This window comes from Arthrobacter sp. 01L42 (genome assembly GCF_056400005.1).
Genome location: NZ_JBFTSL010000009.1, coordinates 29,716 through 50,755 on the forward strand (window position 1 = coordinate 29,716; position 21,040 = coordinate 50,755).

At 67.4% G+C, this 21,040-nt stretch carries 18 protein-coding genes and 1 pseudogene; 10 read left to right on the forward strand and 9 right to left on the reverse strand.

Going from position 1 to position 21,040, the window contains the following annotated elements:
• Nucleotides 1-21: 21 nt before the first annotated feature.
• The 3 genes from AC1DN2_RS09820 to gad are packed head-to-tail and all read left to right on the forward strand — an operon-like array spanning nucleotide 22 to nucleotide 3,509.
• Nucleotides 22-1,404 carry a chloride channel protein gene (locus AC1DN2_RS09820; RefSeq protein WP_476850182.1) on the forward strand — a complete coding sequence of 461 codons (1,383 nt, stop codon included), beginning with the start codon at nucleotides 22-24 and terminating at the stop codon, nucleotides 1,402-1,404.
• Nucleotides 1,397-2,098 carry a hypothetical protein gene (locus AC1DN2_RS09825; RefSeq protein WP_476850183.1) on the forward strand — a complete coding sequence of 234 codons (702 nt, stop codon included), beginning with the start codon at nucleotides 1,397-1,399 and terminating at the stop codon, nucleotides 2,096-2,098. The genes AC1DN2_RS09820 and AC1DN2_RS09825 overlap by 8 nt, the downstream gene beginning before the upstream one ends.
• A 31-nt stretch (nucleotides 2,099-2,129) precedes the next feature.
• A complete protein-coding gene (gene gad / locus AC1DN2_RS09830; protein ID WP_476850184.1) occupies nucleotides 2,130-3,509 on the forward strand; it encodes a glutamate decarboxylase in 1,380 nt (459 codons plus the stop codon).
• A 41-nt stretch (nucleotides 3,510-3,550) separates the two neighbouring features.
• Here gad and AC1DN2_RS09835 read toward each other — a convergent pair whose 3' ends face one another.
• On the reverse strand, nucleotides 3,551-4,432 hold the full coding sequence (locus tag AC1DN2_RS09835) for a helix-turn-helix transcriptional regulator (protein WP_476850185.1): 882 nt from the start codon (nucleotides 4,430-4,432) through the stop codon (nucleotides 3,551-3,553).
• A gap of 297 nt (nucleotides 4,433-4,729) precedes the next feature.
• Between AC1DN2_RS09835 and AC1DN2_RS09840 the strand changes: the two genes are divergently transcribed.
• The 4 genes from AC1DN2_RS09840 to AC1DN2_RS09855 all read left to right on the forward strand — a co-directional run bounded on the left by AC1DN2_RS09840 (nucleotide 4,730) and on the right by AC1DN2_RS09855 (nucleotide 7,580).
• The gene (locus AC1DN2_RS09840) at nucleotides 4,730-5,611 is read left to right on the forward strand and encodes an aldo/keto reductase (RefSeq protein ID WP_476850186.1); all 882 of its coding nucleotides are present in this window, start codon (nucleotides 4,730-4,732) and stop codon (nucleotides 5,609-5,611) included.
• Between the two features lie 20 nt (nucleotides 5,612-5,631).
• Nucleotides 5,632-6,660, forward strand: a complete 1,029-nt coding sequence (locus AC1DN2_RS09845; protein WP_476850187.1) for an aldo/keto reductase — start codon at nucleotides 5,632-5,634, stop codon at nucleotides 6,658-6,660.
• Between the two features lie 177 nt (nucleotides 6,661-6,837).
• Complete coding sequence (locus AC1DN2_RS09850; protein ID WP_476850188.1) at nucleotides 6,838-7,170, forward strand: carboxymuconolactone decarboxylase family protein; 333 nt, start codon at nucleotides 6,838-6,840, stop codon at nucleotides 7,168-7,170.
• Between the two features lie 8 nt (nucleotides 7,171-7,178).
• Complete coding sequence (locus AC1DN2_RS09855) at nucleotides 7,179-7,580, forward strand: (R)-mandelonitrile lyase (RefSeq protein WP_476850189.1); 402 nt, start codon at nucleotides 7,179-7,181, stop codon at nucleotides 7,578-7,580.
• A 164-nt stretch (nucleotides 7,581-7,744) separates the two neighbouring features.
• Here the strand turns inward: AC1DN2_RS09855 and AC1DN2_RS09860 are convergent, their stop codons facing one another.
• Nucleotides 7,745-8,152, reverse strand: coding sequence for a VOC family protein (locus tag AC1DN2_RS09860; protein ID WP_476850190.1), 408 nt, complete (start codon nucleotides 8,150-8,152; stop codon nucleotides 7,745-7,747).
• 208 nt (nucleotides 8,153-8,360) lie between these two features.
• The gene (gene paaZ / locus AC1DN2_RS09865; protein WP_476850191.1) at nucleotides 8,361-10,463 is read right to left on the reverse strand and encodes a phenylacetic acid degradation bifunctional protein PaaZ; all 2,103 of its coding nucleotides are present in this window, start codon (nucleotides 10,461-10,463) and stop codon (nucleotides 8,361-8,363) included.
• Nucleotides 10,464-10,628: 165 nt separating this feature from the next.
• Here paaZ and AC1DN2_RS09870 point away from each other — a divergent pair, with 165 nt between their 5' ends.
• The gene (locus tag AC1DN2_RS09870; protein WP_223913660.1) at nucleotides 10,629-11,045 is read left to right on the forward strand and encodes a PaaI family thioesterase; all 417 of its coding nucleotides are present in this window, start codon (nucleotides 10,629-10,631) and stop codon (nucleotides 11,043-11,045) included.
• A gap of 234 nt (nucleotides 11,046-11,279) precedes the next feature.
• Nucleotides 11,280-12,533 carry a globin domain-containing protein gene (locus AC1DN2_RS09875; RefSeq protein ID WP_476850192.1) on the forward strand — a complete coding sequence of 418 codons (1,254 nt, stop codon included), beginning with the start codon at nucleotides 11,280-11,282 and terminating at the stop codon, nucleotides 12,531-12,533.
• Between the two features lie 114 nt (nucleotides 12,534-12,647).
• On the opposite strand, the gene AC1DN2_RS09880 is transcribed toward AC1DN2_RS09875, so the two are convergent.
• Nucleotides 12,648-15,629 carry a S1 family peptidase gene (locus AC1DN2_RS09880; protein ID WP_476850193.1) on the reverse strand — a complete coding sequence of 994 codons (2,982 nt, stop codon included), beginning with the start codon at nucleotides 15,627-15,629 and terminating at the stop codon, nucleotides 12,648-12,650.
• A gap of 24 nt (nucleotides 15,630-15,653) precedes the next feature.
• Entirely contained in the window at nucleotides 15,654-16,391 is a 738-nt protein-coding gene (locus AC1DN2_RS09885) for a tyrosine-protein phosphatase (RefSeq protein WP_476850194.1), read from the reverse strand.
• 153 nt (nucleotides 16,392-16,544) lie between these two features.
• Here AC1DN2_RS09885 and AC1DN2_RS09890 point away from each other — a divergent pair, with 153 nt between their 5' ends.
• Nucleotides 16,545-17,381, forward strand: a complete 837-nt coding sequence (locus AC1DN2_RS09890; protein ID WP_476850195.1) for an SGNH/GDSL hydrolase family protein — start codon at nucleotides 16,545-16,547, stop codon at nucleotides 17,379-17,381.
• Here the strand turns inward: AC1DN2_RS09890 and AC1DN2_RS09895 are convergent.
• The 4 genes and pseudogenes from AC1DN2_RS09895 to AC1DN2_RS09910 all read right to left on the reverse strand — a co-directional run bounded on the left by AC1DN2_RS09895 (nucleotide 17,378) and on the right by AC1DN2_RS09910 (nucleotide 20,982).
• A pseudogene (locus AC1DN2_RS09895) lies at nucleotides 17,378-18,000 on the reverse strand (GNAT family N-acetyltransferase). The gene AC1DN2_RS09890 and the pseudogene AC1DN2_RS09895 overlap by 4 nt on opposite strands.
• Before the next feature lie 32 nt (nucleotides 18,001-18,032).
• Nucleotides 18,033-18,935, reverse strand: coding sequence for a 3-hydroxyacyl-CoA dehydrogenase family protein (locus tag AC1DN2_RS09900; RefSeq protein ID WP_476850196.1), 903 nt, complete (start codon nucleotides 18,933-18,935; stop codon nucleotides 18,033-18,035).
• Nucleotides 18,936-18,937: 2 nt separating this feature from the next.
• On the reverse strand, nucleotides 18,938-19,771 hold the full coding sequence (locus AC1DN2_RS09905; protein ID WP_476850197.1) for an enoyl-CoA hydratase/isomerase family protein: 834 nt from the start codon (nucleotides 19,769-19,771) through the stop codon (nucleotides 18,938-18,940).
• Nucleotides 19,771-20,982, reverse strand: a complete 1,212-nt coding sequence (locus AC1DN2_RS09910; protein ID WP_079554859.1) for a thiolase family protein — start codon at nucleotides 20,980-20,982, stop codon at nucleotides 19,771-19,773. Before AC1DN2_RS09910 ends, AC1DN2_RS09905 begins: the two co-directional genes overlap by 1 nt.
• Nucleotides 20,983-21,040: the final 58 nt, after the last annotated feature.

Below are 21,040 nucleotides of genomic sequence, written 5' to 3' on the forward strand. Positions count from 1 at the left end.
AGTCGCGCCGGGTTGCCGGGAATGAGCGAGCCTGCCGCATCGCCGCCCAGTTTCGATCCGGCCGTCGTCATTCGTTCCAGGGCGTACATCTCTGCGCTCGTGCTGGCTGCGGTCTTGGGCGTTCCCATCTCGGTCATTGCGTACGGCTTTCTCGCTTTGGTCGCGGTTGTCCAGCAGTACGTCTTCGTGGGCCTGCCGGAACAAGTCCTCGGGGGTCCCGCTCCTGCCTGGTGGCCGGTTCCGTGGTTGGTGCTGTGTGGACTGTTGACGGCGTCGACCATCCGGTATCTGCCGGGAACCGGGGGCCACTCACCGGCTTTCGGCTTCAAGACGGGCGGCGGTCCGCCCAGCGGCCGGGAGCTCGTGGGCATTATTCTCGCGGCGCTGACCACGCTCAGCCTGGGTGCGGTGCTCGGGCCGGAGGGTCCGCTGATCGCGATCGGTGGCGGCCTCGGGGCGTTGGCGGTGCACCTGGCGAAGAAGGACGCTCCGCCGATGGCCCTGACGATCATGGCGTCGGCTGGCAGCTTCGCAGCGATCAGTACCCTGCTCGGATCCCCCGTGCTCGGTGCATTCCTGATCATGGAGGCCGCCGGGATCGGGGGAATGACGCTGAGCCTGATGGCCCTGCCCGGACTGCTCGCGTCCGGCGTCGGGGCGCTGGTGTTCGTCGGCCTGGACGGCTGGACCGGGCTGGGCAGCTTCTCGCTGGCGCTGCCCGTCGTGCCGCCTGCTGTGCCGCCGACCCTGGCGACGCTGGGCTGGGCGGTGATCATGGGCGTCGTCGGCGCGCTGTTGGGATGGTTGATCCGCTGGGTCGGGCTCTCGCTTCGTCCGCTCGTGCACCTGAACCGGATGTTGGTGACCTCCGGGCTCGGCCTGCTGATCGGTCTTGCCGCAATGACCTACCAGTTGATCTCTGGGAACAGCTTCACGCAGGTCTTGTTTTCGGGGCAGGACGCCCTTCCGGATCTGGTCGAACACGCCACGGACTACTCGCTTGCGGCGCTCCTCCTGCTGATCGTTTGTAAGGCCTTGGCTTACGGGCTCTCCCTGAGCGCTTTTCGTGGTGGGCCCGTGTTCCCTTCGATGTTCATCGGTGCGGCGCTCGGTGTTGTCGCGAGCGGGTTGCCCGGAATGAATCTCGCGGCAGGACTCGGCATGGGCATGGGAGCCATGTGCGCAGCCATGCTGCGGCTGCCGTTGACGTCGACCCTGCTGGCCACGCTGCTGCTGGGAGTGGACGGTGTGGCGGTAACACCGCAGGTGGTGGTGGCTGTGGCGGTGGCCTTCGTGATCTCCAACGTGCTCCCGGTCCCGGTCCCGGGCCCGAAAGGGCCCGTGGCGTCTGACGCTGGCGGCAAGGTCCACCATCGGGCTGCCTCGAGGGCCGACAATGACTGAGATCTCGAGCGCGGGCCGTTTGACCGTACGGGACCGGTGGACCGCCTGGTTGTTCATCATTGGCTCGAGTCTGTTCGCCCTGGGAGCGGTGCCGCTATACGCCGAGGCCGTGGGATTGCGCTTGTGTGCAGCCACGTTCTTCGTCGGTTCGCTGTTCTTCACCTGTGCGGCGTTCCTGCAGTACCGCGAAGCCGTTGACGCGCTCCCGGCCGTGGGTGCCACGCGGCGCCATTCGTTTTGGGTATGGGCGCCACGGAATCTCGGCTGGCTTGCTGGCGCGGTTCAACTTGCCGGCACGCTGTGGTTCAACTGGAGTACGGCAAACGCAATGCGGGTCAATCTCAGTGCGGCGCTGACCGAGCAGCAAGTGTGGCGACCCGACGCTTTGGGGTCAGTCGCCTTCCTCGTTTCAAGCGGGGTGGCGTTGCGGGATGCCGGTCGCGGCGCCATTGCCGGCCGGCCCAGGACTCGAACGTGGAAGATCGGCGTGATCAACGTGGCCGGCTCCGTTGCGTTCGGCATCTCGGCTGTCGCGGCGTTTGTCATACCGTCGAGCGGCGATGTCTGGAACGCCGAGCTGTCCAATCTCGGCACATTTGTGGGAGGCCTGTGCTTTCTCACCGGCGCGGTTCTGATGCTGAGTCCAGAATCCACCGACGCCTCGTCTCCTGCAAGCCGTGGAGCTCATCCGTAACCCCCTTTCAACAGTCTCTTGAGGAGAAGTGATGTCAATAAATTCCCAGCCGGCGGACGCCGACGTGGCACTGTTCGGCAACCGATTTGTCACCCAGGAGGTTCCGAGCCGGGAGTTCCCGGAGACCGGCATTCCTGCTGAGGACGCTTTGCGGCTGGTGTCGGAGGACCTGGCGCTGGAGGGTGATCCGGCCCGCAACCTGGCGACCTTCGTAACGACATGGATGGAGCCGCAGGCCCAGCAGATCATCGCAGCGAACCTGCACCGCAATTTCATCGACCACGCCGAATATCCCCGCACGGCCGAAATCGAGCAGCGCTGCATTCGGATGCTCGCAGACCTTTTCCACGCTCCCGGCGAGACGACGGGCGCCCGGACCCAGGGATCGTCCGAGGCGATCATGCTCGGCGGCCTGTCCCTGAAGTGGAACTGGCGCAAACGCCGCGAGGCCGCCGGCGCATCGACGTCGAGCCCTAACCTGGTGTTCGGTGGCGACGTGCATGTTGTGTGGGAGAAGTTCTGCCGCTACTTCGACGTCGAGCCGCGGATCGTGCCCCTGCAGCCGGGGAAGTACACGATCGGCCCGGAGGACGTGCAGGCCCATATCGATGAGAACACCATCGGCGTCGCAGCCGTGCTGGGCACGACGTTCACCGGGCACAAAGACGACATCGTCGGCATCAACGACCTGCTGGTCCGGATTAAGGGTGAGCGGGGCCTTGATGTGCCGCTGCATGTGGACGGGGCCAGTGGGGGGTTTGTCTGGCCCTTCCTGTACCCGGACTCCGAGTGGGACTTCCGGCTCGAGCAGGTCCACTCGATCAATGTCTCCGGGCACAAGTTCGGACTGGTCTATCCCGGCATCGGCTGGCTGATCTTCCGGGAGAAGGCCGACCTGGCCAAGGACCTTGTTTTTGAGGAGAACTACCTCGGCAAGACCGACTCGACGTTCACCCTGAACTTCTCCACCGGCTCGTCGATGGTTCTCGCCCAGTACTACAACTTCGTGCGCTATGGCCGCGCCGGCTACACCTACATCATGCAGAACATGCAGACCAACGCCCGCGCCCTCGCCGAGAAGTTGGAGGCCATGGGCCGGTTCGAGATCATCGGCCCCGACGAGGAGCAGCTTCCCCTGGTTGCGTTCCGGCTCGCCGGCGACCCCGGTTACGACGAGTTCGACATTGCCTGGCAGCTCTCGGCCGAACGCGGCTGGATGGTGCCGGCCTACACCCTGCCGCCGAACGCCCAGGACGTGACGATCATGCGTGCGCTGGTCAAGGAAACGATGAGCCGCGAGCACGTCGACACGCTCGCCCGGGATATCGAGGAGGCGTGCTCAACACTGGCAAAGAAGGGCGGCGCGCACGAATCCGAACGAAAGAAGATCGTCACCGGACCCGGGCATTGACCTGGTGGCCCCCACAATGAGCACGGTGGAGGAACGATCGGTCATTCCTTCTCCCTGACTGCGGCCGCTGCCGTTTCGCGCTGGGTGGCGGCCCAGCTGGCGAGGACTTTCAGGGCGTCCTCGGAGGGTGTCCCGGGATCTGCCGTGTAGACGTTGATGCGCAGTCCGGGGTCCGCGGGCAGTTCCAGTGCCTCGAAGCTCAGGTCCAGGTCCCCCACGATCGGGTGGTGGAGCCGTTTGCGGCCGGTGCGGTGGTACTTCACGTCGTGCCTCGCCCACCGGGTGCGGAACTCCTCGCTGCGGGTCGAAAGCTCTCCGATCAGGTCCGTGAGGTCCCTGTCGTAGGGGTTTTTCCCGGCGGTGGACCTCAGGACCGCGACGATGTCGTCCGCGCTGCGTTCCCAATCGGCGAAGAACTCCCGCGCTTTCGGGTTCAGGAAGGTGAACCGTGCACTGTTCGGCGGAGTCACCTGCTCAGCCATCATGTCCAGGTAGAGTGCACGGCCGAGTTCGTTGGCGGCAAGGACATCCCCGCGGTCGTTGCGGACCCAGGCCGGCGCCGTCGTGATCGCATCAATGACGCGTTGCACGCTGGGCCGCACCGTCTGCGGGCTGCGCTTTCGCCGCACCCGGGGAGCGGCCGTGGCCGCGCGGGCCAGGTCAAAAAGGTGGGCCGTCTCGGCGTCGTCAAGCTTCAGTGCACGGCAGAGGGCTTCAAGGACGCTGTCCGAGGCGCCGGAGAGGTTTCCGCGCTCAAGGCGTATGTAGTAATCGATGCTCATCCCGGCGAGCATCGCGACTTCCTCGCGGCGCAGCCCGGTAACGCGGCGGTTTCCGCCGTAGACCGGGAGGCCGGCCTCCTCCGGCGTGATCCTGGCACGGCGGGAGGTCAGGAACTTCCGCACGTCGTCGCTGTGTGTCATGGCCTCCACGCTACCCGCGGCCAATGCGACGAGGGAGGCACTGGCATTACCCGGAACGACCGTGACTCCCCGCCATTGGGAAATCACGGTTCCATGGAAAACATGAGTCCTGCACCCGCAACTACTGCCCACCCGGCGGCGATCCTGGCGATCATCCTCGCCAGCTACCTGACACCGCTCGGGGCCGCACCCGCACCCCTGGCCGAGGCCGCCCGCTGACCTGTCTACATCCGAAAAGGGGGTACTCACGTGCCCTCCCACAATCCCGCACACCTGAATACCGTGAAAGGCATGCACATGGAACTTACTCTCAATAACGGCGTCACGATGCCCGCCCTCGGACTGGGCGTCTTCCAAAGCGCGCCGGAGCAAACGACGGCGGCCGTCGAAGCGGCGCTGGCGGCCGGCTACCGGCACATCGACACTGCCGCGGCGTACGGCAACGAGCGGGAGGTCGGTGAGGGCATCCGCAACTCGGGCCTGGACCGTTCCGACGTGTTCATCGAGACCAAAGTCTGGGTCAGTGACTACGGCTACGACCAGACGTTGCACGCCTGGGAAAAGGCGACAGGCAAGCTCGGCGTCGACTACCTGGACCTGTTCATCCTGCATCAGCCCGCCCCCGACCGCTTCGAAAGAACCGTCGGCGCGTACAAGGCCCTGGAGACCCTGCTTGCTGACGGGCGCGTCCGGGCGATCGGTGTCAGCAACTTCATGCCGCACCACCTGGAGCAGCTGCTGGCGGCCACAGACGTCGTCCCGGCGGTGAACCAGATTGAGCTGCACCCGTACTTCGCCCAGCCGGCCGTCCAGGCAACGGACACCGAACACGGCATCCTTACCCAGGCGTGGTCACCGATCGGCGGCATCACTTTTTACCCCGGATGGGGCGAGAAGCGCAGGAACGTGATGGAAGACCCGACGATCGCCGGCATCGGACAAACACACGGAAAGAGCCCCGCCCAGGTCATGATCCGCTGGCACCTGCAGCAGGGCCGCTCAGCCATCCCGAAGTCGACCAACCCCGCACGCATCGCCGGGAACTTCGACGTCTTCGACTTCGAACTCGGCGCCGACGAACTCGCCGCCATCGACGCCCTCGACACCGGCGTGCGCAACGGACCGGACCCCGACGAGGCCCGCGACGAGCGTTTCGCCATGGTCATCCCCGAAGCCTGAGACCGAGAGAAGCCACCACCATGGAATATCGTCCCCTTGGCCGCACAGGCGTGCAGGTCAGTCCCCTATGCCTCGGCGCGATGATGTTCGGCCCCTGGGGCAACAACGACACCGCGGACTCCATTCGAATCATCCACCGCGCCCTCGACGCGGGCATTAACTTCATCGACACCGCCGATGTCTACTCCGGCGGGGCATCCGAGGAAATCGTCGGGCAGGCACTGGAGGGCCGGTGTGAGGACGTTTTCCTCGCCACGAAGTTCTTCATGCCCATGAGCGAAGACGATCCCAACCAGCGGGGTGGATCCCGCCGCTGGATCATGCGGGCGGTGGAAGACTCGCTTCGCCGCTTGAACACCGACTACATCGACCTCTACCAGGTGCACCGGCCCAGCCCGGATACCGACGTCGAGGAGACTCTCGGCGCCCTCACTGATCTGGTCCGCCAGGGGAAGGTGCGGTACATCGGCTCCTCGTCGTATTCCGGGTCGCAGATCGTGGAAGCCCAGTGGGCATCCCGGGAACGCAACCTGGAGCGGTTTGTCACCGAGCAGCCGCCGTACTCGATCCTGGTCCGCGGCATCGAGGAGGACATCCTTCCCACGGTGCAACGCCACGGCATGGGCACCCTCACCTACAGCCCGCTCAGCGGCGGCTGGCTCTCCGGGCGCTGGCGTAAAAATGCAGCCTCCGCGCCCACCTCAACCGCGCGCCCGAACGCCCGGTTCGACATGACGAGCCCGGCCAACCAGCGCAAGCTCGACATCGTCGAAGAACTCGCCCGCGTCGCTGAACAAGCCGGATTGACGCTCATCGAACTGGCCATCGCCTTCGTGATCAACCACCCCGGCGTCACGGCCGCCATCGTCGGACCGCGCACCATGGAACAGCTCGAGTCTTATCTGCCCGCCGCGGACATCACCTTGGCCAGCGACGTGCTGGACCGCATCGACCAGCTCGTCGCACCCGGCGTGACCGTCAACCCGGACGACAACAGCTACGGCGCCAACGAACTCACGCCCCTGGCGCGGCGACGGAAGCAACTGTGACCGCCGAGGCGCCTGACGCTGCGCTCCTGGTTCGAACCCCGCGGAGACGACTGGGTCATCACACGCACAGTCGCATCAACCTGGTAACTGCCGGACACTGCCAGCCCGTCCCACGGGCGGGAGCATCAAGAAAACAAACCTCGAGCAGTTCGAGCTTCCAATGAAAGAAGGAACATCATGACTGACCAACCCCAACAGATCGGCGGCGGCCGGAACATGTTCGGAGACTTCGCCCCGAAGCTCGCCGAGCTCACCGACGACGTCCTGTTCGCGGACGTCTGGAACCGCCCGGAGCTTCCGGCCCGTGACCGCAGCCTTATCACCGTCGCCGTACTCACCGCCGGCGGCAACACCGAACAGCTCGGCTTCCACCTTGGCCGTGCCATTGAGAACGGCGTCACCCGGGAAGAACTCATCGAAGCCATCACCCATGTCACGCTCTACGCAGGCTGGCCCAAGGGCATGGCCGCCATGGGCGTCGCCAAGCGGCTCTTCACCGAGAGCAAGTAAGGATCACCATGAACATCGAACCCACTGTCCCCACTGCGAAGAACCCGCCGGCCCGGTTCGCCGGCGACGTCTGGCTCGATCCGATCGCGCTCCCGCACGAGCCGGATCAGACGATGGTGGTCGCGACCGTCCGTTTCGCGCCCGGAGCCCGCACCGCCTGGCACTCCCACGAACACGGCCAGTACCTCCGCGTCACCCAGGGAGTTGGCCGGTTCGGAACCCGGGACGGCAAGATCATCGAAGTCCACCCCGGCCAGACGCTCTACACGCCGCCCGGCGAGGAGCACTGGCACGCGGCCGCCCCTGGCTGCTTCATGGAACATATCGCCATGCTCCAGAACGGCCGGGACGCAGCGACGACCACCACGTGGGGCGAGCACATCACCGACGACGAGTACAACGGAAGCTGACCAGCCCGCGAACCAATTGCAGGGACGCAGCTGAGGACAATCCCTCTCGTGAACCTGGGCCTGGGCGCCACCGGAAGGCGGCGAGGCTCCCTGGATGACCGCGGGCAACAGAAAAGGGCGCCCCGCTGAGCCGGAGCGCCCGAGAAACCGCCGTTGCCCGCCGTTTAGAGCTGGTAATCAGCTGCCGTGGTGATGTTCTCGTGCACGCACAAAATATTGTGCTCGGAGTCCATGAACCAGGCGCACTTCTCTGAATCCGTTGTACAAATATGGTTCTCGGTCTTGAGGTCCGGGCGATCGTAGTCCTGGAACATGACGCCCTTGGCTTCCATTTCCTGGACCGTGCGCTCGATCTCGCTGACTTCGAAGCTCAGGGTGGTGTGCTCTGAATGCATTCCATCCTTGACTGGCATCAGCTGCAGCATTGGGCCGCCTTCTGAGCCGAACAATTCGCTTCCGTCATCTGTCACGCCACGGTGCGGGAGCCCCAAAGTGTCCGCGTAGAAATGCCGGGCACGCGCTGCATCATCAACTGGCAGGACTGTTGTGGCTTTATTGAGTACTAGGGTCATTTCGCCACCTCCTACGAGCAAGATTTTACGCCGGAGCGGGATGGAAAGAGCCCGCCAATTACTCCCCGGACCCGTGACGCTCCCTCACTTCCGGCAGCTAATTCGAAAACGCTCCCCCACTCGCGGCAGAACAACAGCGGACGCTCCCTCACTGATGAGGGAGCGTCCGCACAGGAACCACAGGACGTGAGGGAGCGTCCGGAGGAGCTTACTTCTCTACGAGGGTCAGGACGTCGTAGGTGGCGACGATTTCGTCGTTCTGGTTGGTCAGGACGGCGTCCCAGGCCACCTCGCCGTACTCGTCGGTCTCGCGCGGGGTGATCTTCTTGGCCGTCAGGGTCACGCGGATGGAATCGCCCGCGGCCACGGGGGTGATGAACCGCAGGTTCTCCAGGCCGTAGTTGGCCAGGACCGGTCCCGGCGCGGGTTCCACGAACAGGCCGGCTGCCCAGCTGAGCAGGAGGTAGCCGTGCGCCACGATGCCCGGGAAGAAGGGGTTGGCCGCGGCGGCTTCCTGGTTGGTGTGGGCGTAGAAGGTGTCGCCGGTGGAGTTCGCGAACTTGGTGATTTCCTCCAGCGAGACCTCGCGCAGCTCCGAGCGGATGGCGTCGCCGATGTGCAGGGTGGCGAGGGATTTCCGGAACGGGTGCTGGCCCTCGGTCTCGAGCGTGAAGTTGCGGTCCGCTCCGGTGTGCCAGAGCCCTGTGACGGCGGTGAGCATGTTCGGCGAGCCCTGGATGGCGGTGCGCTGCATGTGGTGCATCACCGAGCGGATGCCGCCGAGCTCTTCGCCGCCGCCGGCGCGGCCGGGACCGCCGTGGACCAGGTGCGGGACCGGGGAGCCGTGGCCGGTGGAGCTGCGGGCGTCCTCGCGGTTGAGCATGAGCACGCGGCCGTGGTGGGCCGCGATGCCGGTGACCAGCTGCTGGGCCACGGCGGGATCGTTCGTGCAGACCGTGGCGACCAGCGAGCCGCCGCCGCGGGCGGCGAGGCGGACGGCGTCGGCCAGGTCGGTGTAGCCGATCACCGAGGACACCGGGCCGAAGGCCTCCAGCGAGTGGACCTCCTCGGCTTCCGGGTTGGCCCAGCTCAGCAGGACCGGGGACATGAAGGCGCCGCCGTCGACGACGCCGATGCTGCCGTCCGCGCTGGTGACCTTGGGCGCGTCGAGCGTGCCGTAGGCGAGCTCCCCGCCGGCGTCGAGCATGGACTGGACGGCGGCGCGCACGTCTGCGAGCTGCTCAAGGGAGGCCAGGGCGCCCATGGTGACGCCCTCGGCGCGGGGATCACCGAGCACGACGCGTTCGCGGATGCGGTCCCCCACGGCGGCGGTGACGTCGGCGACGAGTTCCTGCGGCACGATAGCGCGGCGGATCGAGGTGCATTTCTGGCCGGCCTTGGCGGTCATCTCGGTGACGAGGGACTTGATGAAGGCGTCGAATTCCGGTGTGCCCTTGACCGCATCCGGGCCCAGGATCGCGGCATTCAGGGAGTCGGTCTCGGACGTGAAGCGGACCCCGCCCTTGACCACATTGGGGTGCGACTTGAGCGTGTTGGCGGTCGACGCGGAGCCGGTGAAGGCCACGAGGTCGCGGTAGTCCAGGTGGTCCAGCAGCGTACGGACCGAGCCGGAAATCAGCTGCAGCGAGCCGGTGGGCAGGATCCCGGATTCGTCGATCGCCTTGACCACGGCGGCGGCCACGTACCCGGTGGGGGTGGCGGGCTTGACGATGGTGGGGACGCCGGCGAGGAAGGCCGGGGCAAGCTTCTCCAGCATGCCCCAGACAGGGAAGTTGAAGGCGTTAATCTGCACGGCGACGCCGGGGATGCGGGTGTAGATGTGCTCACCGGCGAACGAGCCGTCGCGGGACAGCACCTCCATGGGGCCATCCACCACCACCTGGGAGTTGGGCAGCTCCCGGCGGCCCTTGGACCCGAAGGTGAACAGGACGCCGATGCCGCCGTCGATGTCGATCATGGAGTCGATCTTGGTGGCGCCGGTCTGCGCCGAGAGCGCGTAGAACTCCTCGCGGCGGCCATTGAGGTACTGCGCCAGTTCCTTGAGCTTGAGCGCGCGCTGGTGGAAGGTCAGCGTGCCAAGTCCCGCCTGGCCGGTGGTGCGGCCATAATCCACGACGGCGGCGAGGTCGAGCCCCTCGGTGCTCACCTTCGCCAGGAGCTCGCCGGTGCTGGCGTCCAGTACCGGCGCCGCGCCGGCGGCGGCGGCGTCGTCGGGAGTCCACCAAGAACCCCGGATGAAACTGGGAACGATCTCGACAGTGTCTACTGTGGGTGCGGCTGTGGTGGTCATCGTTGACGGGTCCTTCCAACGGGGGAGCAAGATCAACACGGCCGGAACATTACTGACCGTCCGTTCGGTAATATGATCTACAGTACATGAATGAGGCCTGCCGCACACTAGCCGCGGCGGCACCGACCGTCCGGGACCAGGCCGGCCGGCAACAAAGGAGACGCTATGACGCCCGAGACCGGCAGCACCGAGTTGTGGAAAATCACCCTGGGGGAACTCGACGAGAAGATGGGCGTGAAGATCGTCGAGGAGTCCGTGGACCGCGTGGTCGCGACCATGCCGGTGGAGGGCAACCGGCAGTCGTTCGGGCTCCTGCACGGCGGCGCCTCACTGGCCGTGGGCGAGGCCGTGGGGTCCTGGGCCGCCGTCATCCACGCCAGCACCCTGGGCAAGACGGCGGTGGGCGTCGACGTCTCGGCCACGCACCACAAGTCGGCCCGCGAGGGACTGATCACGATCACGGCCACCCCCATCCATCTGGGCGGCACCCTGACCACCCACGAGGTGCTGATCACGAACGAGACCGGCCAGCGAATCTGCACGCTGCGGATCACCAACCTGCTGCTGGACCGCAAGGCCTGACTTCTGCCCCGAACCCTCGGGGTCGCCGGAGACCTGCGGGGTCGCTGTAACGTTCCGGCGACCCGGGAGCTTTCCGGCGAACTCGGGCCCAGGGCGGGAGGCCGCCTACACCGGACCCCGCTCCCGATGTAGGGCCGATCGGCCCGGAAGGCCCGCGGCCGCGGCTGTTAGCTTGGAAGTGCTGAGTCGCCCGGCACCGCCGGGTATCACCGGTCTCACCGGAAGGGATCCACCATGCTCTCAGACACCTCACTTCCCGTCATTCAGGCAACGCTGCCCGTAGTCGGCGAGCACATCGAGGAGATCGCCAAGCGCTTCTACAAACATATGTTCGAGGCGCAGCCGGATCTCCTGGACGGGCTCTTCAACCGGGGAAACCAGGCGGACGGCCGCCAGCAGCAGGCGCTCGCCGGATCCATCGCGGCCTTCGCCGGCATGCTCGTGGAGAAACCGGACCAGGTGCCGGACCATCTGCTCTCCCGGGTGGCCCACAAACACGTCTCGCTGGGACTAAGCCCGGACCAGTACCAGATTGTCCACGACCACCTCATGTGGGCGATCGTGGATGTTCTGGGAGATGCCGTCACTCCCGAGGTCGCCGCCGCCTGGGACGAGGTCTACTGGCTGATGGCGAACCTGCTCATCAACAAGGAGCGCGGGCTGTACAACGCAGTGCACCTCTCCCCCGAGACCATTTGGCGGACGTGGCGGGTGGTGCAGCGGATCCAGGAGACCGCCGACGTCGTCTCGTTCGTCGTCGAGCGGACCGACGAGCGGGACGTCAAGCCGTCCCTGCCCGGGCAGTACGTGACCCTCAAGATGACCATGCCCGACGGCGTACAGCAGCCCCGGCAGTACAGCCTGACCAAGGCCGACGACGGGCAGCACCGGCAGTTCGCCGTCAAGAGGGTCCACGGACTTACGACTCCCGACGGCGAGATGTCCAGTCTGCTCCACAATGACGTCCAGGTAGGCGACGAGGTGGTGCTCTCAGCTCCGTTCGGCGACGTTGTGCTGGAGTACACGGACCGGCCCCTGGTCATGGCCAGCGCGGGAATCGGCATCACGCCCATGGCCGGGATGCTCTCCCACCTCGTGCAGTCCGGTTCACGACGCCAGGTGATGCTGCTGCATGCCGATGACAGCGAGGCATCCTTCCCGCTCCGCGCACAGGTCAGGGAAGATCTTGCGAAACTCGCGGACGGGACCCTGAAGACCTGGTTCCTGGCTCCCGCGGAGACAGCGGGGACCGGCGGGGCGTCCGCGGTGGCCGAAACCGGCGAGAGGGCCGGGGCGGGCAGTTCCGTGTTCTCCGGTTTCATGGACGTCAGCGACGTCGAACTCCCGGACGACGCCGAGTACTACCTCTGCGGTCCCCTGCCGTTCCTGAAGTCGGTTCGGAGCGCCTTGATTGCCGGTGGCGTCCCCGCGAAGGACATTCAGTACGAGGTTTTCGGCCCGGATCTCTGGCTGGCTGACTTCCAGTAACCCGCGGCTCGCTGTTTCCTCCCGAACGCGCGGATTCGCCCAAAGCTTGCGGGGTCGCCGTAGCCGTACGGCGACCCCGCGGCTTTCGGGCGAGCCCGGGCTTGGAGGCCCCGGCTAACGCACCGCCCGGCGCCGGCCGAACGCCACGAAGGCCGCGCCGAGCAGCAGGACTCCGGCGCCGAGACCCGCCAAGGGCAGGAGCCCGCCGGCGCCCGTGCTCGCTAGCTGGCCTGAGGTGCCCGGCGTGTTGCCTGGTGCCGTGTTGTCCGGTGATGCGCTGCCCGCTGCCGCGCCGCCCACAATGGCGGAGGTGTCCGACGGCGGGGCGGGAGCTTGCGCCGGTTTGACCGGTCCGGCGGGAGCCCCGGCCGGGTTGGCGGGCTGTTGCGGGACCGCCGGGTGGCCAGGCGTTGCCGGCTGCACGGATCCCGGTGTCCCGGCGGGCGGCACGGATCCCGGTGTCCCGGCGGGCTGCACGGATCCCGGTGTCCCGGCGGGCGGCCCGGCCGGAGTGCCCCCGGAAACGGGCGCGGCCTCGACGCTGAACGCCACGGCTGCCGGCGGCGATGCGACGCCGTCAATGGTTTGCGTCACGGTCAAGGTGTGCGCTCCGGCGGCCAGTTCCGCGGGGAACGTGACACTCCACCGGGCGCTGCCGGCCAAGGTCTGCGCGGTCCCGGGCTCGAGCGCGGCATTGCCCGCTCCGGAACCGGAACCGGCCTGCACGGAGTCCACGGCCACCCCGTCCACAGCCACGGCCACGCCGGCACCTCGAAGGGCTGTGCCGGAGATGGTGGCTGGCAGGGCGTCCTGGCGCAGGTGTTGGCCGTCCCTGAGGTTCGATACCGCCGGAGCCGGCGGAATGACGGTGTAGGTGCGGGTCGCCGCGGGACTGTCCATTTCTCCGGGGGCCGTGAGCACTGCCGTGACCGAAATTTTTCCGAAGACCGGCTGATCGGCCACGTTGATGCGCCAGCGGCCGTCTGCGTCGACGAGCCCGGTCCCGGTGAAGTCGCCGGAGAGCCGCACCGTGCCTCCGGCTTCTCCGGTGCCCTCGATGGCGTCGATGGCTGTGAGTCCCGGGCCGTCCGGCTGGCCGTCCACAGGTGAGGTGATGGCCGGAGCCGCGAGCCGGGAGACGCCGACGGACAGGGCGACTGCGCCGGAGCCGCTGAAGCCGTTCACGGTTTCAGCCGAGAACTTGAAGGGCCCGGCCAACGACGGTGCGGGGAACTGCCAGTTTCCCGACGCGTCGACCGGTACTTCCAGGGGCTGGCCGTCCTTCTGGCCGGAGGTCTGGCCTGGTTTCTGGTTCAGGACGGTGATGCGGACCTTGGAATTCGGAGCCACCACGGAGGCCGGGCCGGCATCGATGTGCCCGGTAATCGGCTCACCGGCTGTGACGGTTCCGTTGGATGCCGCCGCGAGCGCCGGCTTGGCCAGGAACAGTTGCAGCTGAACACCGCCGGGGACTTGGCCCATGGCGTCCTCGAGGCTGGTCGCGATGGCCCGAGTCTGGACGCCCTCGTCGGTACTTTCCGCCCCCGTGTGCAGCCCGACGGCGAAGTTCCCGCTGATCCACGGGCCGCCGGAGTCCCCGCCGCCGGAGGTGACGGACGTTGAGTCGAAGCCCCGGACCGCCCGGAGATCGTTGTCATAGTCCGGCGGCAGTGAATTTGGCCCGGGGATGGCCCAGATGCCGATCGAGTCCACCGTGCCGCACCTCCACCCGGTGGTCCGGCCGGACCGGCACACGGGCTGGCCCTGGAAAGGAGCCACGGTTCCCACGATCTTCACGGACGTCGGCCCCGGATCGGCAGGATTGTCCCAACGGGTGACGGCGGGCTGGAGGTCCAGGCCGCTCCTGATGCCCTGGAGGACGGCGATGTCCGTGCCGACGCTGGCGCCGTCCGTCGCTATCTTGGAATTGCCGGGGCCGCCGAATTGGCTGAACCCGAATGCGCCCAGGATCCCGGCGGCCGCGCCCGAACCTGCACCCCCGGCCGCTGGCGCGCCCCCCGGATTTTCGATCGCGGCCCGCTTCGCGGAGCCGTCACCGGCGCAGTGCCCGGCGGTCAGGACCAGAGGCTCGCCCGCGGGGCTGAAGGCCCCGAACCCGGCCGAACACAGCGTGCGTCCGTCAACGATGTAGCCCTGGCCGCCAAAGTAGTCTTCCTCGGTGGTGATCCGAGATCCTTGTTCCAGCGTCACGTTGGCGTAGCGGGCCACGAATTCGGCCGCGGACATCTTCGGCACCGTGCCCGGGGCTTTCGCCGGCTGCGCATCGGCGCCAGCGGCGGGAACAGCGGCGGGAACAACGGAGGCGGGAACAGCGGCGGCGGGAAGGGCGTCGGCAGCCGGAACGGACTGCGCCGTGTTGGTGCCGCCGGTGCGGATGACAAAGTGGCCGTCTGTGTAGGTGACGGCCTGCAGCCCGGCGGCCCCGACCTCGCGGACATAGGCCTCGAACAGTTGCTGGGTGCTGGAGGCCAGCAGCTCCGCGGCTGACGGGACAGCGGCGGCGGCCGCGGGGGCGGCAAGCAGGAAGTCAGCCGGGCCGGACTGGTTCAGTTCGGCCACGCGGGCCCGGAGCTCGGCGCCGCTGCCTTCAACCGCGATCTTGCCGCCGGCGAGGCTGATCCCCACATAACCCGGGAGGGCCCGAAGGGAGGGTGCGGCGTCGGCGGCCCGCCGGGCAAGTGCACCGGCGGCGTCGAATTCCGCGAGGGTCATGCCAAGGTCCCGCCGCACGGCCTCGGCGAGGCCGGCATCGCTGATCGGCGTCGCGGACGGCACCGGAGAAGAATCAGCCAAAGGCGCGTCAGCCGGCGACGGTACCGGGACCGCCGTCGAGATCGCAGACGCAGCCGGCGCTGGAACCGCCGTCGAGACCGGCACCGGCATCGGGACCGCCGTCGAAACCGGCGTCGCCATCGCCGACGCAGCGGGCGCCGGGTCGTCGGGGACCGGGGCGGGGGCGTTGGCTTCGGCCATCGCCGGGACCGCGGTCAGCGCAAAGGCAGGCACGGTACCGGCAAGCGCAATCGCGAGGGCCGCGGCGGCCCGCACCATCGGCTGGAACTTCGGAGTCTTCACTGGCCTACCCTAACTGCGCCCACCCTATCGGCCGAGCTTTCCGAGGATGGCCGCGAGTTCCGGGGTCGTCACGCCGTGGCGGAAGAGGTAGTCCGCAGTGTTGAGGGACCGGACAAATTGCAGCAGGCTCTGGCCCCGGGATTCCAGCAGGGGCGCCAGCACATTCTCGGGCAGGAAACGCTCGTGGGGATGCGGGACTGCGGCGTGCCGGAGGTGCTCGTTGATGCCCCGCATGGAGCGCTGGTAGCCGCTCACAATGGCCTCTTCGCCGTCACCGGCGAGGTCCTGGAGCATGGCTGCGATCATGCCGCTCCGGTCCCGCCCCGCGGAGCAATGGATGACCACACCGCCTTCCGCGGCGGCCACCGCCTTGAAGACCCGGGACAGCAGGTGCGGGAACAGCCTGGCGTTGTCCGCATAACAGGCGGGGTCGTTCAGGTAAGGCACGCAGAGCTCGCGGAATTCGCGGTTGTCCGGGTCTTCGGTGGGTGCCAGCACGACGTCGAAACCGGCCAGGGCCCCAGCCCGCACCGGCGGATCGGTCTCCCGGCGCCGGATTTCGGCTTCGTTGCGGAGGTCGATGACGGTCCGGATGCCCCGGCGGTGCACCTGCCGCCAGCCGGCCTCGGTGAGCCACTCCCGCCGTCCCATGCGGAACACGTCCCCGGCCACGTGCCACGCGTTGACGGCCCCATCCCACTCCACGGTTCCGGGCACCGCCTGCCCCTTGGCTTGGCCCAGGGGCGCTGCAGGAATCATCATCCAGAAAGCTAAGCACACGCACCGGCGCGATCCGCGGCAGGATTCACAAACGTTATACACAATGGGACCATTGGCATGGTGCGGGGTTTACGCTTCGCAACACGTTTTTCACGGCACGGGCGCTGAACCCAGGGTGCCACTGAGGAGAACACCATGGGACGTCTGAAACTTCGACGCCGGCGGACGGCTCTGGCGGCCGGTCTCGCCGCCCTGGCCATGGCGGCCGGTGTGGCGGCGGTACCGGCGGAGGCGGCGGACAGGACCCGGTACGTCGCGCTCGGAGACTCCTATGCCGCCGGGCTGGGGGCGGGGCCGTACCTGGATGATTGCTACCGCAGCGAGAACAGCTATTCCGAACTCGCTGCCCACACGAAGACCATCAAACTCGTCGCCAACGCGGCCTGCAGCGGCAAGACGACCCAGGACGTCGTCAACACCCAGCTCAGGCGGCTGACCAGGACCACCGGGCTCGTCACCATCACTGCCGGCGGCAACAACCTCCGGTTTGCGGAAATCCTCGCCTCCTGCGGCGCCGCCATGGTCAATCCCGCTGCGGGTCCGCTGTGCGATGCCGCCAGTGCCTACGCCGAGGGCCAGATCTCCAGCCACCGACTGTCCGGCGACGTGACAGCGATGATCCAGCGCGTGAAGGCTGCCGCCCCCAACGCCAAGGTTGTAGTGACGGGCTACCCCTACCTCTATGACCCGGTCGCGCCCGGCCAGGCTGATCCGATGTCCCGGTTCATCTACAAGGCCACGGTCCTGGCGGACGGCCTGAACGGCTCCATCGCCGCCGCCGCCCGGGCCACCGGAGCGGAGTACGTCGATGTCCGGGCCGCTTTCGCCGGTCACGGCGTGAACTCTGCGGCTCCGTGGATCAATTTCAGCCGTACGGCCCTGGCCAGTCCAGAAAACTTCCACCCGAACGCCCGGGGCTACGAGGCGTACTTCGCATCGCTTAACGGGGCCAAGGCCTACTCGGCACGCTAGCGCCGCTTGGCCAGCCGGGATTCGAGGGCGTTCCGGACCATCGGCCATTCATGTTCCAGGATGGAATACACGACGGTGTCCCGCAGCGCCCCGTCGGCGCTGCGCGTGTGGCTGCGGAGCACGCCGTCCTGTTTGGCCCCCAGCCGCGTGATCGCCTCGCGGGACTGGTGGTTGAGCCAGTGCGTCCGGAACTCGACGGCGGGGCAGCCCAGCGTCTCGAAGGCGTGCCGCAGCAGCAGCAACTTGGAGTCCGGATTGCTGCCGGTGCCATGCGCGGACGCCGCGTTCCAGGTGGAGCCGATCTCCACCCGGGGCGTGGCGGCGTCGATGTTCATGTAGGTGGTCATGCCGATCACCCGGCCCGGTCCGCCGGCAGCGGGGTCGATCAGCCGCGTGGTGAAGGGCAGCATGGCGCCGCTGTCCTGCAGGGCCAGGCGACGCTCAATCTCGGCGGCCATGTGCTGCGGTGCGGCACGCTGGTGTACCAGAGGTGCCACAGCTCGCCGTCGCGTGCCGCCTCGACAAGGCCGTCATGGTGGTCCTGGCTCAGCGGCTCAAGGACGACGTACTTGCCGGTCAGGGTGATGGGCGCGATCGCGGGGCGGTCCAGGGAGGTCACCGCACCATCCTAGGGGCAGAGAAGAATGCCGGTCACTTGGTCCAGTCGAAGAAGCCCTTGCCGGACTTGCGGCCCAGTTCGCCGCGGGCCACCTTGTCGCGGAGGATCTGCGGCGGAGCGAAACGGTCACCCAGCGTGGACTGCAGGTACTCCGCGATGCCGAGGCGCACGTCCAGGCCCACGATGTCGGTGGTCCGCAGCGGTCCCGTGGGGTGCTTGTAGCCCAGCACCATGGCGTTGTCGATGTCTTCCGCGGTGGCCACGCCCTCTTCCACCATGCGCATCGCTTCGAGGGCGATCGCGACGCCCAGCCTGGAGGAGGCGAAGCCGGGCGCGTCGTTGACCACGACGGCGGTCTTGCCGAGCGCCTCGGCCCATCCGCGGGCGGCCTGGGCCAGGGCGTCGGAAGTCTGTTCGCCGAGGACCACCTCGATGAGCGTCGACGCCGGCACCGGGTTGAAGAAGTGCAGGCCCAGGAAGTTCTGCGGCCGCTTCAGTTCGCGGGCCAGACCGTTGACGGAGAGCGAGGACGTGTTGGAGGCGAGGTAGGCGCCGTCGGCGAGCCGTTCCTCGATGCCGCGCAGCGCGGTGATCTTCAGGTCCCAGTCCTCCGGAACGGCCTCGACCACCAGCTGCCGGCCGGCGAAGTCGTCGTAGTTCACGGTGACCGCGAGCCGGGAAACGATCTCGTCCAGGTTGCCGTCCACGGCGCCGCGCTCAATGCTCTTGGCGGCGGCGGACTCGACCCGCTCCCGGGCGGCCTCGGCCGACGCCTCGTCGCGCTCGACGACCACCACGTTGGCTCCGTTGATCAGGAAGGCGTGGGCGATGCCTGCGCCCATGCGGCCGCCACCGAGGACTCCCACGGAGTGGGGAAGATTACTGGCGGGAAGATCACTGTTGGGAAGGTTGGCGGGGAGTACGGAGTTGCCCATGTCTATTTCTGCTTCCCTGGTTCTTTAGCGGACGTGTTCTCTGGCTTCGTCACTGATTTCTTATCTGATTTCTTATCTGATTTCTTATCCAGGAATGTCTGCATACGGTCGAACTTGGCCTGGGATTCGAAGAGGATCCCCTGTGCCAGCTGGTCAATGAGGGGATGCGCCTCGGCCGGGGCATGGAACACGGATTTGGTGATCCGGACGGCGAGCGGATCCTGCGTGGCAATCCGGTCGGCGAGGCTGTGGGCCGCGGCCATCAGCCCGGCCGGTTCATGGATTTCGGTGATGAGATTGACGGCCAGGGCACGGTCTGCGCGCAGCACGGCACCGGCGAGCAGCATTTCCTTGGCGACGGGCTCCCCCACGAGTTCCTTGAGGCGCCAGCTGGCACCGGCGGCGGCCAGGATGCCGAGTCCGGTTTCGGGATTGCCGATCCTGACGGACGGGGTGCCGATCCGGAAGTCCGCGGCGTACGCCAGTTCGGCGCCGCCGCCGAGGCAGAAGCCATCCAGGGCTGCGATGACGGGCATCGGCAGCTTGGCGATCCGGACGAAAATGGTGGAGTTGATGCCCTGCAGGGCATCGTCGCGGCGCCGCTCGCGCAGCTGCCCGATGTCGGCGCCGGAGGCGAAAACCCCCTTGGAGCCGGCGATGATGAGGACTTTGGGGTGCCGCTCGAGATGGGCGCAGACGGTGTGGAGTTCATCGACCATCTGCTGGTCGATCGCGTTGCGGACCTCGGGGCGGTTGAGCACCACCACCACGCGGTCCTCGCGCTCTTCGACCAGGAGCGTGCCGAAGCCAGCCGGGTCGAGAGCCGGGGCCGCCACTAGACGCGCTCCAGCAGCATGGCCGTGCCCTGGCCGACGCCGATGCACATGGTGGCAAGGCCGATTTTGGCGTTTTCGCGCTCCATCCGGCCCAGCAGTGTGATGGCGATCCGGGAACCGGAGGACCCCAGCGGGTGGCCCAGGGAGATCGCACCGCCGTCGCGGTTTACGATCTCCGGGTCGAGGCCGAGCCGGCGCATGCTGGCCAGGGACTGGGTCGCGAACGCCTCGTTGAGCTCGACGGCGCCGAGGTCATCGACGCTGAGCCCGGAACGGGCGAGCACCTTCTGGGTGGCCGGAACCGGCCCGATGCCCATGATTTCGGGCTCGCAGCCGGCTGAGGCGCCGTCGATGATGCGGGCGCGGGCCGTGAGGCCAAGCTTCTGGATCGCGGCCTCCGAGGCAACGATGATGGCGGAGGCGCCGTCGTTGAGGGTGGAGGAGTTGCCGGCGGTGACGATCGAGCCGCCCTTGACTACCGGCCGGAGCCCGGCGAGGACGTCCATGGTGGTGCCGGCGCGGGGGCCCTCATCGGTGTCCACCACGGTCTCGCCCTTGCGGGTCTTGACGGTCACGGGAACGATTTCCTCCGCGAAGCGGCCGGCGGCGATGGCGGCCAGGGCGCGTTCGTGGGAGCGGACGGCGAAGGCGTCGGCGTCCTCCCGCGAGATGCCGTCAACCCGCCCCACCTCTTCTGCCGTCTCCGGCATGGAGTAGGTCATTTTGCCGTCCCTGGACAGCTCGCCCTTGGTGAACTGGGGGTTGACGAAACGCCAGCCGATGGAGGTGTCGAAGATTTCGCCCGGTTTGGCGAAGGCGGTCCGGGGTTTTTCCTGGACCCAGGGGGCGCGGCTCATGGATTCGACGCCGCCCGCGATCACGATGTCCGCGGCGCCGGACTTGATCATGTGGCTGGCCATAATGATGGCGCTGAGCCCGGAGGCGCAGAGCCGGTTCACGGTGATACCGGAGATGTGCAGCGGCAGCCCGGCAAGGAGGGTGGCCATGCGGGCCACGTTGCGGTTCTCTTCGCCGGCGCCGTTGGCGTTGCCGAGGATGACCTCGTCGATGGTGTCCGGATCGACGCCGGCGCGGGCCACAGCCTCGCGGACTACCAGTGCGGCCAGGTCATCGGGGCGGACTGCGGAGAGGGCGCCGCCGTAGCGGCCCACGGGAGTGCGGGCGCCGCCAACAAGAAAAGCCTCGACCATGAGAACATCCTTCACCAAGAAAGCGGGGCCGGCAGCAGAGTAATTTACCGACCGTTCG